This is a genomic window from Clostridia bacterium (assembly GCA_014360065.1).
Classification (GTDB): Bacteria; Bacillota; DSM-521; order Neomoorellales; family JACIYF01; genus JACIYF01.
On record JACIYF010000072.1, the window covers coordinates 1 to 12,702 of the forward strand.

A 12,702-nucleotide genomic window follows, 5' to 3' on the forward strand; every position below is an offset into this window, starting at 1 on the left:
GGCACACACATACTATGAAAACAACCGGCGTAGTGTTACACCGCCAAAAATTTTGGGTGGGGGTTTCAAGGTTTCTGGGCGGGGCTGACTGGGTGGCGGGATCCGGCTAGGCCATTTAAGCAGCCCTTCCTTGATTGTTTGACCAGCTTCCTTTTCTGGCCTCAGTAGCTTTATCAGTGTCTTACCTCCAGCTGAAGGGTGGAGCTAGATAACACATGGGGTAAATGACCGGGGAAGGTTGCTTGCTTTGCTGCCATACGGCAGGATTCCCCTCCCAGGTGCCGAATACTAATGCGAGACAGAGCATTCCTTAGGGATCGCGAGAATCTGGATGGATTCTTAGATACCTCGGCAAGCAAGGCGTGAGCTCGGCTACTGCAAGTTCCACCTCTGGTGACTGGAGAGATTCACGGGCTACTACTTACGAGCTCGTGGGTAGTGACCATTCCTGCCTTCTCGACGTGGGCCAAGATGGGGTCAAATAGGGGGTACAGCATGAGCAGCCAAAAGCTTAGCGGGTCGGCGCTTTTCTACTTGAGTCTCTATTGGTTCTCCATCAATTTTCACTGGGGTGCACTGCTGACGGTGGTGATCCCGGCGGAAGTGCTGCGCTTTGTTGCCGATGCCGAAAAGGCTAAATACCTGGGCCTGGTTTTCTTCGCTGGTGCTTTTATCGCCATGGTCACCCAGCCTATCATCGGAGCCATAAGCGACCGTTCCGGATCCACCTGGGGGAGGCGCCGGCCCTATATTTTGGCTGGTGGCCTGGCCAACTGCTTGGCCCTTTTGGGCATGGCCTACAGCCCCAAGCTATCCTGGTTCGTGGTGGCCTTCCTGCTAGTACAGTTTTTTAACAACGTTAGCGGTTCCGCTTACCAGGCGCTAATCCCGGATCTGGTCCCCGAGGATCAGCGCGGCACTGCCTCAGGGCTAATGGGGGTCATGACCATGCTGGGGACCATTCTCAGCCTGGGGCTGGCCGGAATCATGCTGGGGCAGGGGGCTCGCGTCCTCTTTTACTGGGTGATCGTAGGGATAATGATGGCGGGCATACTGGTGACCATGTTTAAGGTTAAGGAGATCCCTTATCGTTATCAGGAACCCTGGGTATTCCGCCAATTCTTGGCTTCCTTCTGGGTGAGCCCGCGCCAGTTTCCCGATTTTGCTTGGCTTTGGGTTTCCCGGGCTCTGATCATGCTGGGCTTCTATACCCTTCTCAACTTCTTGGAGTACTACCTAAAGGATGTCACCGGATTGGTGAAATTTATAGAGGCTACCACTGGGGTGGGGGCAGCGGTGATGGTGGGAGCAGCGGTGAGCACCTTCTTTTCCGGCTGGTTATCGGACCGGATTGGCCGCCGGATCATTGTCTTTACTGCGGGGATGTTAATGGGCGTGACCGCTCTCACTTTCCTGGCTGGGCCCGCTTATGAAGTGATTCTCGGCGTGGCGGTGGTGTTTGGGATTGGCTACGGGGCCTTCATCAGCGTCGACTGGGCTTTGGCGGTGGACGTCTTGCCATCGGCGCGAAGCGCCGGCAAGGATATGGGACTTTGGGGCATCTCGGTGACGCTGCCGCAGGTGATCGCTCCTTTAATTGGCGGCCAAGTGTTGTACTATTTCCATCCTTGGGGAGGCCACTGGGAATACAAAATCCTCTACCTGATCGCCTTTGCCTACTTCCTGGCCGGTTCCTTGGGGGTATGGAAGATCCGCAAGGCCAAATAGCTGAAGGGGGTTAAGGGGATGGCAGGGTCGGCCAGGGCACCGGTACGGGTGGCGGCAGTGGGATGGCAGCTGGGAGCAAGGGGGGAGGGGGAAGCAGCCGCTGCAGCTGAAGTTGGAGCTGGGACCGGGGCGGGGACCGGAGTGTGGATCGGGGCTGGGGCTGGGGTTGGGGCCGAGGCTGGCCCCAACGCTGGGGCCGGGACCCTGAGAAAAGAGATTGAGGCCAGGTTGCTGGCTGTCAAGGAGGCTGGAGCCCGGCTCGTGGTGCTGCCCGGGTATGCGGGGTCAATCTTGGCCAAGGTGCTAGCGGCAGGAAAAGATCTGGCCGGAACCAACGATGAGGTAGAAGCAACCGGTGCTTCCGTTGGCCAAGGGCCCACTTCGGGTCGCGCCCAGGGCCAGGTCCATGCGGCTGCGGTCGAGCCCATCCGCGATTTAGTAGTTTTCCCTGCCCAGGAAAAAGCGTATTTGGCCTGGGCTTCCGATTGGGCCCGGCGCTTAAGGGGATTCTTGGTGCCGGGGAGCGTGCTGGTAGCCGAAGGGAAAACCATCTATCACCAAGCTTACCTGCTTTCACCCGATGGGGAAGTGCTGGGGCGACAGAGGCAGACCCACCTGCGGGCAGCGGAGAGGGCGCGAGGTCTAGCTGCCGGGGAGGAGCTTTTGGTATTTCCTACTGAGATCGGAAGCATCGGGCTGGTGGTGGGGGGCGATGCCTGGTATCCAGAGGTATCTCGGATTTTGACCTTGCAGGGGGCTGACATCCTGGTGGCCCCGCTGACCCTGCTTATCCCTTACCCTAAGGAGCGGCAGTGGGCGGGGATGTGGCAGGAAGTACAGCAAAACCAGACTTTCGCCATCGAATGCGGCCTGGAGGGCTGCCTGGGAGGGTTGGAATTCCACGCTCAAACCGCGGTTATGGCCCCCTGCGAGATGACTCCGGGGCAGACCGGTTACCTGGGCGACCCAGCCTTAATTTCCGGCCAGATTACAGCCGGCAGGCAGACCGGGATTTTGGGCCCGACCCTGATCTGCGATCTGGATTTTTCTGCTCGCCAAGAGCTCATTGCCAATTATGACATCTTGAGCCTGCTTAACCTCGATCTCTACCGGCGTTACTTTCCCGGCCTATACCGCCTGGTCCTGAGAAACGGGGGAGAGGGGGCGGGCCATGAGTAGTCCTAGCCTGAAGGAGCGCTTGACCCTAGCCCTTTTGCGCGGGCTGTTGCACTGGAAATCTTCTCCGGCCCGGGTACGGCGCTACCTGTCTCGTCAATCCTACCTTCCGGGGCCCAAAGGACAGGAACCAAAATGGGACGGGGTGCGGGAGCCTGGGCTCCCAGAGCGGCCTGGTGCTGGTGCCGGCCAGGCCGGGCGGGGTGCTAACCGGATCCGGGTGGCGGCAGTGCAGATGCGCCTGGAGCTAGCCAAGTCGGCCGAGGATTATGCGGCCAAGATATACGCTTTGACTCGACAGGCGGTTGAGCAAGGAGCCCAGCTAGTGGCCTTTCCTGAAGATTCTGGTACCGGGCTCTTAGAGCTGATCCCCGGCATTGAAGAGATGGCTGCTGGGGCCAACCTGGGCAGCGGCGGCGACATCGGTGGCGGCCTGCAGGTGAAGGACGTGTTTGCCCTGTTAGCTCCTTTTGTGGAACGGGTTTACACCACCACTTTTTCCGAATTGGCCCGGCGCTGGGGCATTTACATTGCTACCGGGAGCGCCATCCTGCTCCGGGATCAAAAAGCCCAAGATGGACAGATAGTAAATCGAGCCTATTTCTTTGGGCCCAAGGGAGAAGTCCTGGGGACCCAAGATAAATGCCACCTATTTCCTATGGAATGTGGCTGGGGGTTGACTCCCGGAAACGATATCAAGGTCTTTCCTACCTCCTGGGGTAAAGTGGCTATCCCTATCTGCATGGATGCCACCTATTTTGAAACCTTCCGCATCGCCTCGCTTTTAGGGGCGGACATAGTGATCATCCCCAGTGCCAACCCGGAAGCCTATAATTTCTGGCGGGAACTGCGGGGGATCTGGCCTCGGGTACAGGAAAGCGAGGTCTATGGAATTAACAGTTTTATGGTAGGTGAGTTTTTGGGCTTGACTCTCACCGGGAGGAGCGGCATCTTTGCCCCCATGGAATTGACTCCTGGGGGCGATGGAGTCTTGGCCCGGGCCCAAAGCCCCACCGAGGAAACGGTGGTGGTGGCCGACTTAGACCTGACCGCCCTGCGCCGGCACCGGGTCAAATCTGGCCTCCGGACTGGCTTCAACCAGGCCCTGTACGAACGCTATTTTCCTGACCTCTACCGGTCGTACTTGGAGCGGCGTTCCACCGGGTAAGGCCAAAGGCTGAGCTTTCAGGCGCTACCCCATGGTGCCAAGCGCACCCAGCTGCTCGGCCTCAATCGCACTTGCTCGAGCGCTCGTTAGCAAGCTGGGCCGGTAGCTCCACCACCCGATCAGCAGCCCAAAGGATGGTCTGGTCGTGGGTAGCCACAATACATGCGACCCCTTTCTCCAGGCATAGCTCCTTCGTTAGCCGGATAACTTCTTGACTGGTTTCCCTATCCAAATTGCCAGTTGGCTCATCGGCTAACACCAGGCCAGGATTATTGATCAAGCTCCTGGCGATGGCTACCCTCTGCTTCTCTCCAAAGCTAAGCAGAATTTGGTGAGTCCCTTGATTTTGACGCGAACCTGGGGTGACTTGCGATGGATAGGTAGCTACCATTTTAGCACTTTAGGGTGGCATAATAGGCACCGTAGGCGCAAGCCCGACACAAGATTAGGCCGTCCTTTTCCACATCCTTGCCGTCCATTATCCGCTCCCCGCACCAGGCGCAAGCCACTACCCGTTCCGGCTTTCCCGGGAGCTCTCCCCGTGGCAACTCCAGGCTCACTGGCGTAAGGCAAAGAAAGTCTTGGGCGGGAAGGCTGAGTACCGCTTGAGCCTGACTCTGTTTGTCCTCGGGATCCCATCCCCGTTCCTGGCAATAGCGAAGGAAATGGTGGTTGAGGCTTTCGGAGATGGAGACCCGAACGGCTTGCTTCATGCCGATCAGCCGGGCTGGATTCTTCGGGTCGGTCCCCGCGGAGCCTCGACCTACACTGCTTGCACAGCTTGTACTGCTTATGTTGAGCGGGTTGCCTGCATTATTTGTACTGCTGATGCTGCCTGTACCACCTGTCTTGCCTGCGTCGACCTTATTGCTGGCGTTGCCGGTATTGGCGCCTACTTCTGGACCTAGCAAAGCAAAGGTAGCCGCCTGCTTACCGTAATCCCTGAGCTTTAAGGTCTTTCGCCCTAAGCGAGCTCCGGTTACCACCGCCACGGCGTCGGCCAGACAGCGGTCATTCTCTACCACTACAATCAGATCCCGGTAGCGGCGCTGGGAAGCGGGCAACAAAGGTAGTCCCAAGTATTCTAGCCCTGCCGCCGCTATTCGCACTCCCAGGCATTGGCCCATACATAGGTGGCCGTGGTAAGCCACGCACTCTTCAAGAAGGGATTGATAACTGGGCTCGGTCATGGATAAACGCTCCTTTCTGGCTCCTGGCCACTGTGGTGTTACCTAACATCGGCACGCAAACCCGGTAAGTGCTGCCGCTGGCAGCGGCTACGCTGAGGATTTTGGTATCTACTTGGTAAAGGGATTTAAGGCTGGCCTCGGTAATCATTGACCCTGGCGGGCCGGCAACTACGGTGCCATGGTTTACCAAAGCCACCTTCTGGGCGCAAATGAAGGCGTGGTTGGGAAAATGAGTAGCCATGATGATGGATAAACCTTGGCTGGCCAGCCCGGCGATTCGCTCCAGCACCCGAACTTGGTTGCCAAAGTCGAGGCTGGAAGTGGGCTCGTCCATGATCAATACTTGGGGCTGTTGGGCTAAAGCCCGAGCGATGAGCACTAGCTGCCGCTCGCCGCCACTGATCTCGGTGTAAACCCTGTCTTCTAGGTAAGAAATGTTGAGGGCGGCCAGGGCTTGGCGAGCAATTTCCACATCTCTCGGCCCTGGCGCTGCCAGGGGGCCCAAGTGGGCGGTACGGCCCATTAACACCACATCCAGGACTTTAAAGGGAAAGGGCGGATGATGGGCCTGGGGAATGTAGCCCATGACCCGGGCCAGCCGGGCCCGGGGCCACGAGCTGATATCCTCTCCATCCAAACAAATCTCTCCAGCCTGCAGCTTCAAGAATCCCAGGATGGCCTTAAGCAGTGTGGTCTTGCCGGAACCGTTGGGCCCCAAAAGGCAGAGAATCTCCCCGGCCTCCACCTCCAGGGAAACATCCTTGATTACCGGATGGCAACCATAGCCAGCCGCTACCTTGCTTAGCTCTAATCTCATGCCCAACCCCTCCGAGCTTGAAAAAGGAGGTAAAGGAAAAAGGGGGCGCCGATGAAGGAGGTCAAGATGCCCAAGGGTATTTCCACCGAAGCCAGGATCCGGGCCAAGTCGTCTACCAAGAGCAGGTAGGCGCTGCCGATGCAAATGGAGGCCGGCAAGAGCTCTCGGTAATTGGGCCCTACCACCATGCGGGCCAGGTGGGGGATAACCAGCCCGATCCAGCCAATCATACCGCTTATGGCCACGGTGGCGCTGGTGACCAAGGTGGAGCAGAGAATGACCACCAGCCGGAGCCGGGCGGTGTCCAGGCCCAGGGCGCGAGCTTCATCCTCCCCCAGGGAGAGAACGTTGAGGCGCCAGCGCAAGAGGTAAAGGGGTACCACGCCCAAAAGCACCGGCCCCAGGGCTGCGTACAGATCTCGGGTAGTGGTGGCGGCCAAGCTGCCCATGAGCCAGAAAGTAATGGCCGGCAGCTTGTCGTAGGGGTCGGCCAGATATTTAAGCAGAGAAGTGGCGGAGGAAAAAAGGGTTCCCATCAGGATCCCGGCCAGGACCAGGACCAAGATGGGATCGTGGCGGATGCGGCTGCTCAAGGTGTAGGTGAGGAAGACCGCCAGTAGGCCAAAGATAAAAGAGGATGCCTGAATGCCTACCACCCCTAGGGAAAAGTAGATGGCCAGGGCGGCACCAAAGCCAGCTCCAGCTGATGCTCCCAGGATATCGGGCGAGACTAGGGGATTCCTGAACATTCCTTGGTAAGCGGCACCAGCCGTTGCCAGGGCCGCTCCCACCAGCATGGCCACCAGCATCCGCGGTAAGCGCACTTGAAACACTACCGTTTCCAGAGTCTCGGGCCAGGTACGATCGATGGGGAATATCTTGGCTGCTAGTAAGGTCAAAAGCTGTCCGGGGGAGATGGAATAGCGCCCCAGGGGAAAGGAGAAAAGAAAGGCCAAAAGCGGTAGCCCCACCAGCAGCCAATGGCGCCACCGACAACTGTGGGCCTGGGCGGCAACGTTGAGCGATGGGATGCTAGTATCCTTGGCCATGGCCATTAGCAGCGACGCCCCTTTATCCCTTCTACCTCTTCCCGAGTTAATTTGACCATCCAGGCGCCTTGCTCAAAGATCTGTAGGGTTGCGCCCTCCTCCACTGCCCGGCGCAACCGCTCAGGCTCCATGACTACCGTTCCTGCCAGGGTATCGATGCCATGCTCAAACAGGATGGGGGCAAGGGGGGTACTGGGACCTACCAGGATCACTCGAGCTTGGCGGCTGAGCTCCAGCAGCCGGGGTAAGGTCTTATTAACCAGGGTGGTGGCGGTAATGAAGACATAATCCTGCTCGGGGAGGACAAACTCACAGGCGGGATCGGGTAAATCCCCGGGGCCGGGCCGGCGCTCGAGAACAGTGAGTTGGCAGACTTGGGCTAAGGGCTCTAAGTTGGGGAAGTGGCCGATGACAGCTACCTTTTTGCCTCTCACCTCATCTTGGTAAGAAGTAAAAGCATTGGCCTGGGGTTGGCTGACCAAGGGTCGTCCACACAGGGCCTCCACTTGGTCGGGCGCATTTAGGACCGAGTTTATGGCCGCCAGCCCCAGGGCTGCCTCATAGTTTTGCCAGGACTTAACGTAGCTGGCCAGCTCGCGGATGGACATGCCCCTTATCCTCCCGGCCAACCGGATGCGGGCGTGCCCTTCCCGGGGGGTCATAGCCAAGCCGGTGGCCCGGGAGGAGCGGACCAGAACCCAGTGCAGGCCAAGGAGGCAATCCTCCACCTGCAAGCCTTCGGGAACCATCTCCAGCAGCTGATCATAAATCTCCCACCTAGCACTTACGTCCACCGTTCCATCTCTCCTCATCCACTGGTTGATGCTTCCGAAACATTTCCCATGCCGGGGCGCTGGCCCCGACCGGATTCCGCTGGCCCCAGCCTATTCAGCCGGGAGTGGCGTAGTTCTGCCGAGGGTGGTCGGGCCCTATTTTCTCACTGCCCCGGCTAAAAGGGCCTCTAACTCTTGGTCTGAGAGCTGGTAGTGATAAAATTTGGCGTAAAAGTCTTTAACCGTTGCTGCCAGATCATATTTGAATATGTCCGGGTAGAGCAAATTGGCTAACCATCTAACTCCAATTAGGCGGTTGACGGAGGGCGGCCGGTCAAACCAATTGAAGGGACCATGGGGGACCTGGTAGACGCGGTGGTTTTTGACCGCCTTCAGGTTTTGCCACTTAGAATCCTTGAGGATAGTTTCGTAAGCGCCCCCTTGGGCTAGGTTCCAGGAGAGGATCACGTCTGGGTTCCAGGATAGCACTTGCTCCATGGAAACCGAGCTCATGCCCATGCCACCCGGGCCCCGCTGGGGTTCAATTTGGGCGACATTGATCCCGCCTACGAAATCCAGCACCTGGGTATGCTGGGAACCGGCGGGATCGGTTTGCAGGCCGCTGGCCCCTTCAGCATAGTAAACCTTCACCTTCTTCTGGTCGGGAATCTGCTTGACCTTGCTGGCAACCTCGGCAATGACATCCCGGCAGTAGGCTGCCAGCTCCTGGGCCCGCGGCTTCACTCCCAGCACATCGCCCATAAACTGGTAGGCTTGGTCCAGTTTGGTCAGTTCCCCGTCCACCATCACCACCGGTATGGAAAGCTGTTTCTCAATCTGATCGGCTTGGGAGCGGGCGGTGTTGTCCATATAGCCCATAGAGATGATAAGATCGGGGTGGACTTTCAAGATTTCCTCGATATTGGCGGTGTTCTTGGCATACCAGCCGCCCAGGTTGGGCAGTTCTTGGTATTGGGGGAGGATAAACTTTTTCTCCACTGGATTGAGCTCGTAGTTCCACCCGGCCAGCTTTTCCGGCGCCAAGGTATAGACCAGAATGGTTCCCACCGGGCTGGTGGCAAAGACCTTGTTGACTTGGGTTGGAACGGTGACCTGGCGACCGGCCATATCGACTAGAGAGCGGGTGGCAGCCGGCTGACCGGAGCTGGAAGGCGGCGGGTTGGCTGCTTTTGGATCGCAGGCGGCTAGGCTAATAGCAAGAAGCAGGGCAAGCAAAAGCAGACTGAGTAACTTAGGGGCTTGGCGTCTGGACATGATTTTAACCTCCTTTTCGAAGTCGGAAGGCGCACCCGTTTCCCGGCACACCCCGTGGGCTCTAGGCCCAGGCCGACCAACCATAAGCCGGCGGTGGCTTTTGGCCAGCTGGTAGGCTGATAGGCTCGGAGATTGATGCTAAGTGCGCTATTCTTTTTTAAGGTTAACGCTATTAAATATTCGCGCTTTCCGAATAGATTCCTGCCTTGCCAAACGATTTCCTAAAAAAATTTTGCGTCGGACTCTCTAATTATCAGGTCCGGCACCAATATAGCATCGCCAAGCGTCATAAAGCCGGGCTGGCATCTTCCCTAGCGCGATACCCGTAAAAAATTACAGTTGCCCCGGGAGCAATCTCTTTTGTGGCTTCTCGACAACGTAAGTAGAAAGAAGGATTCCGCGTTTCCTTGGTAAATAGTAAATACTGGAAACTACAGGGAAGGGCGGGGAGAAAATGCAACTTGATTTGGAGCCAGGCGCCATCCTTATTCTTTCCGTTGGCTTTGGCATTACATATGTGGTGATATCGTTCATAAGGGGCTCGCTGACGTGGAAAGGTGTGCTATTCAACACTGCTTTTTTTGCTTATATGGTGATGCTCTTGGATGTTACCCTTATGCCTCTGCCACTTAGCCGGGAGGCGGTCAGTCCCTACGCCGAGATTAATAACTTTATTCCCTTTGCCAGCATATACGAGACCCTCACCAGGAGCATCAGCTTGCGTATAGCTCTAAGGAACATCTTAGGGAACGTGCTTATGCTTATGCCGTTAGGTATGTTTGCGCCCATTCTGTGGAACCAACGTTCCTTATTCTCTGTTCTTAAGACCACCCTGGGCTTGTCAGTAGCTATTGAGCTGACCCAATATTTTATTGGCTTTCTCTTGCGGCATAACTACCGTAATGTGGATATAGATGACGTTTTTCTGAACACTGTTGGTGCCTTACTGGGCTTTCTGGTATTTAAGCTGCTCTACCCCTGGATACGGGCGGTACTAGACGAATCATCCCAAACCAATACCCATCAATCCCAAGTTTGAATTTGTAACAACTTCCTTTCTACTGTAGACATATTTCCACTTCTCCTGGTACTACACCAGGGGTTTGACCAGCTCCATGGTGCAGAGGGAGGCCCGGCCTGAGACCTCCTATCTGCACCAAGCCTTCTAGCCGAGCCACGTCGGTTACCGTAATCCATGCCAATCCGGGTGGTTCGCTAGCGAGCGGGAGGCTCGAGCAGGAGCTGATACCCGTCCTGGGATTTCTCGACTTTGACGGTATAGCCCTGGCTTTGGGCCAGTCGGGACACATTTTCTTTAGAGACCTTGCTTTCCACCCGGACGGCGATAGATTCCCCTGGGCTTTGCTCCATAGCCTTCTTGGTCTTAACTACCGGTATCGGACAAGAAAAGCCGCGGGCATCAACTTCGATCACGAGATAACCTCCTTCATTGTCAATCATGTTTTTGAGCATCTCGGCCCGGGGTGCTGCCGCCGGCTCCAAACGGCCTCGCCGGCAATCCGTAGGCTTGCCCTCGCCTTTCGATGGGCTTCGTGGCCAATTCGGCTTCCTGTCTCAAGAGGCTCTGTCCTCGGTCCCGCCTCCGGGCCCGGTCTCACTGGCGGCTTGCGTGGCTTACCCAAGCCGCCTTGCGGCAGCACCCCCGGCACGCTGCATTTCTCCAGTCCATCCCTGCTTATACTACTAAGAATCTAGGGCCGAGATGCTAGCGCCAACCCGATAGTCCCTATGCAGAGCCAATGGTTGGCAAGCATTGGGCCAGGGCACCGGGTATCTCCTCGATTATCCGATCAATCCTGGTGGCCGGGGTGGGCCGGGCTCGCTGGCCGGCTGCCCGGTTGGCTTGAGCCGCAAGCCAAGCAGCTGCTTGCGGGGCCAACCCGCCGTGTATCAGAGCTGCTACCATTCCGGTTATGGTATCGCCGGTTCCGCCTATACATTCCAGCACTGGCAGGTCGGGCTCACCGATGGTAGCCAGGATCTGCCCGTCTTTGGCAATATGATCTACTGCTCCCTTGACCAGGAGCACCCGGGCGGCTCCCTTTTGCCGGTAGGCCTGGTCTATCAATTGGGGAACTTGGCCGATGTCAGTGTCGAAGAGGTGCTGGTTGATATAAGCCGGGTGGACCGCCTCAGGATCGGCCAAAAAAGCCATCTCAGTAGCATCGGGGGTAAACACATCAAAAGTGGAAGCCAATCCGGCCGCCTTGGCCGCATACATGGCGCCGGCGTCGGCGACCAGGGTGGGCCGGGCGGACAAGCGATCAATGGCGTCGATTAGCTCTCGCATTAATTGGATGTCTGGCAAGCAGTAATGCAGAGCTAAGACCTGCGGGGTTAGACGCCCCAGATTCTCGATGAGATAGTGGTAGATCTGCCTGCTTCCCTGGCCGGAACCGATGTCGCCGGCCAAGAGCACCTGAGGGGCCTCCAACCCCAGATGCTTACTGGTGACCAAGGCAGCGTTGACCATGGCGGTGGTTCCTTGGGCGCAGGGCAAGGCATGGCCGTCGACCACTAATGATTGGCCGTCAGCGGCTACCGGACCTGTGATCAAGGGAAGGTCGGGCAAGGGCACAGTGCCAACAATAAGGAGCATCTAGTGCCCTCCCTTCCAAAGGGTTTTGGCTTCTTCCCAAGCCCGATCCAGCATCAGGGCGCACAAGGTGAACCCGATGTCCTCGGGGCGCGGAGCCTGGTCCAGCCTCTGTCCTACCAGCTGCAGGTGGAGATAAGGAATATCCGGGCAGCCGCCGCCGGAGGTATTGACGATGACCCCGGTACGCCGGTCAAAGGTTAGTTTCATGTTGCCTACCTTGACCATGGTATAGTCCCCATAATTGGTGATCTTGGGCAAGGATACCAGTTCCCTGCCCCCGCTCCAGGGAACTATATCTACGAACGGCACTTTGGATTTAAGGAGCCGGGCGATGCCGGGCTGCTCGTTTAGATTGATAGCCACCGCCAAATCGCAGCCTTTACGCAGCTCCAGTGGTGGGGCTACCAACTTGCAGGAGTAATGAGCCTCCCTAAGCACTTTTTCGGCTTCGATGGCTTCAGCCACACTGCCGAAGATTACTAGGCCGGCGAGGCCATTGGCACCGCCCCCAGGCGATTCCTGATGCTTCTCCTTCTTTGCCCTGGTTTTTCTGATAGGCCACTTCATCAGGCTGCCTCCCGCATCAAAAAGCCTATGGTGGCGGCAAAGATTAAGCCGACCACTACGGCTATAGGGCCAAACTCACCCGGCCCCTTGGCGCTGGAAGCCAGTAGCCAGTTGTGGGCAAAGGCCGCCCCGGCGATCATGCCGGTGATGGTAATAGCTGCATCGGCGTCTCCCTCCGAAGCCAGTACGGTTTGGCGCAAAGGACAGCCACCCAAAAGGGTGGCGGTGAGGCCGGCCAGCACCATGCCCAGGAAGTTCCACAGGGTATTGGTATGGGCAATGGGCTGATTGGCAAAGCCCACATGGATGGCGCCGGTGGCGGCGTTGACTATCAAGGCC

14 protein-coding genes and 1 riboswitch are annotated in these 12,702 nt (G+C 57.5%); of the genes, 4 read left to right on the top strand and 10 right to left on the bottom strand.

Annotation, left to right across the window (positions count from 1 at the left end):
* Positions 1–495: 495 nt before the first annotated feature.
* The 3 genes from H5U02_10325 to H5U02_10335 are packed head-to-tail and all read left to right on the top strand — an operon-like array spanning position 496 to position 4,072.
* Positions 496–1,728, top strand: coding sequence for an MFS transporter (locus H5U02_10325; protein MBC7342820.1), 1,233 nt, complete (start codon positions 496–498; stop codon positions 1,726–1,728).
* Positions 1,729–1,746: 18 nt separating this feature from the next.
* Complete coding sequence (locus H5U02_10330; protein MBC7342821.1) at positions 1,747–2,907, top strand: carbon-nitrogen hydrolase family protein; 1,161 nt, start codon at positions 1,747–1,749, stop codon at positions 2,905–2,907.
* The gene (locus H5U02_10335; GenBank protein ID MBC7342822.1) at positions 2,900–4,072 is read left to right on the top strand and encodes a nitrilase; all 1,173 of its coding nucleotides are present in this window, start codon (positions 2,900–2,902) and stop codon (positions 4,070–4,072) included. Before H5U02_10330 ends, H5U02_10335 begins: the two co-directional genes overlap by 8 nt.
* Positions 4,073–4,133: 61 nt before the next feature.
* Here the strand turns inward: H5U02_10335 and H5U02_10340 are convergent, their stop codons facing one another.
* The 6 genes from H5U02_10340 to H5U02_10365 form a co-directional block, all read right to left on the bottom strand.
* Positions 4,134–4,463, bottom strand: a complete 330-nt coding sequence (locus tag H5U02_10340; protein MBC7342823.1) for an ATP-binding cassette domain-containing protein — start codon at positions 4,461–4,463, stop codon at positions 4,134–4,136.
* A gap of 1 nt (position 4,464) precedes the next feature.
* On the bottom strand, positions 4,465–5,262 hold the full coding sequence (locus H5U02_10345) for a hypothetical protein (protein ID MBC7342824.1): 798 nt from the start codon (positions 5,260–5,262) through the stop codon (positions 4,465–4,467).
* Complete coding sequence (locus H5U02_10350; GenBank protein ID MBC7342825.1) at positions 5,231–6,079, bottom strand: ABC transporter ATP-binding protein; 849 nt, start codon at positions 6,077–6,079, stop codon at positions 5,231–5,233. Before H5U02_10350 ends, H5U02_10345 begins: the two co-directional genes overlap by 32 nt.
* Positions 6,076–7,134: an iron ABC transporter permease gene (locus H5U02_10355; GenBank protein MBC7342826.1), complete on the bottom strand. Its 1,059-nt coding sequence runs from the start codon at positions 7,132–7,134 to the stop codon at positions 6,076–6,078. The genes H5U02_10350 and H5U02_10355 overlap by 4 nt, the downstream gene beginning before the upstream one ends.
* A complete protein-coding gene (locus H5U02_10360) occupies positions 7,134–7,940 on the bottom strand; it encodes a DUF364 domain-containing protein (protein ID MBC7342827.1) in 807 nt (268 codons plus the stop codon). Before H5U02_10360 ends, H5U02_10355 begins: the two co-directional genes overlap by 1 nt.
* A gap of 117 nt (positions 7,941–8,057) precedes the next feature.
* Complete coding sequence (locus tag H5U02_10365) at positions 8,058–9,176, bottom strand: ABC transporter substrate-binding protein (GenBank protein MBC7342828.1); 1,119 nt, start codon at positions 9,174–9,176, stop codon at positions 8,058–8,060.
* A riboswitch (molybdenum cofactor riboswitch) is annotated at positions 9,170–9,319 on the bottom strand. It overlaps the preceding gene by 7 nt.
* A 311-nt stretch (positions 9,320–9,630) precedes the next feature.
* On the opposite strand from H5U02_10365, the gene H5U02_10370 reads away from it, so the two are divergent.
* On the top strand, positions 9,631–10,215 hold the full coding sequence (locus H5U02_10370; GenBank protein MBC7342829.1) for a VanZ family protein: 585 nt from the start codon (positions 9,631–9,633) through the stop codon (positions 10,213–10,215).
* A gap of 176 nt (positions 10,216–10,391) precedes the next feature.
* On the opposite strand, the gene H5U02_10375 is transcribed toward H5U02_10370, so the two are convergent.
* The 4 genes from H5U02_10375 to H5U02_10390 all read right to left on the bottom strand — a co-directional run.
* Positions 10,392–10,637 (bottom strand): sulfurtransferase TusA family protein, encoded by a 246-nt coding sequence (locus H5U02_10375; GenBank protein MBC7342830.1) that lies wholly within the window; start codon positions 10,635–10,637, stop codon positions 10,392–10,394.
* Between the two features lie 286 nt (positions 10,638–10,923).
* Positions 10,924–11,796, bottom strand: a complete 873-nt coding sequence (locus H5U02_10380; protein MBC7342831.1) for a sugar kinase — start codon at positions 11,794–11,796, stop codon at positions 10,924–10,926.
* Positions 11,797–12,363 carry a DUF3343 domain-containing protein gene (locus H5U02_10385; protein ID MBC7342832.1) on the bottom strand — a complete coding sequence of 189 codons (567 nt, stop codon included), beginning with the start codon at positions 12,361–12,363 and terminating at the stop codon, positions 11,797–11,799.
* Positions 12,363–12,702: YedE-related selenium metabolism membrane protein (locus tag H5U02_10390; protein MBC7342833.1), on the bottom strand; the 340-nt coding region annotated here is incomplete at its 5' end. The genes H5U02_10390 and H5U02_10385, both read right to left, overlap by 1 nt.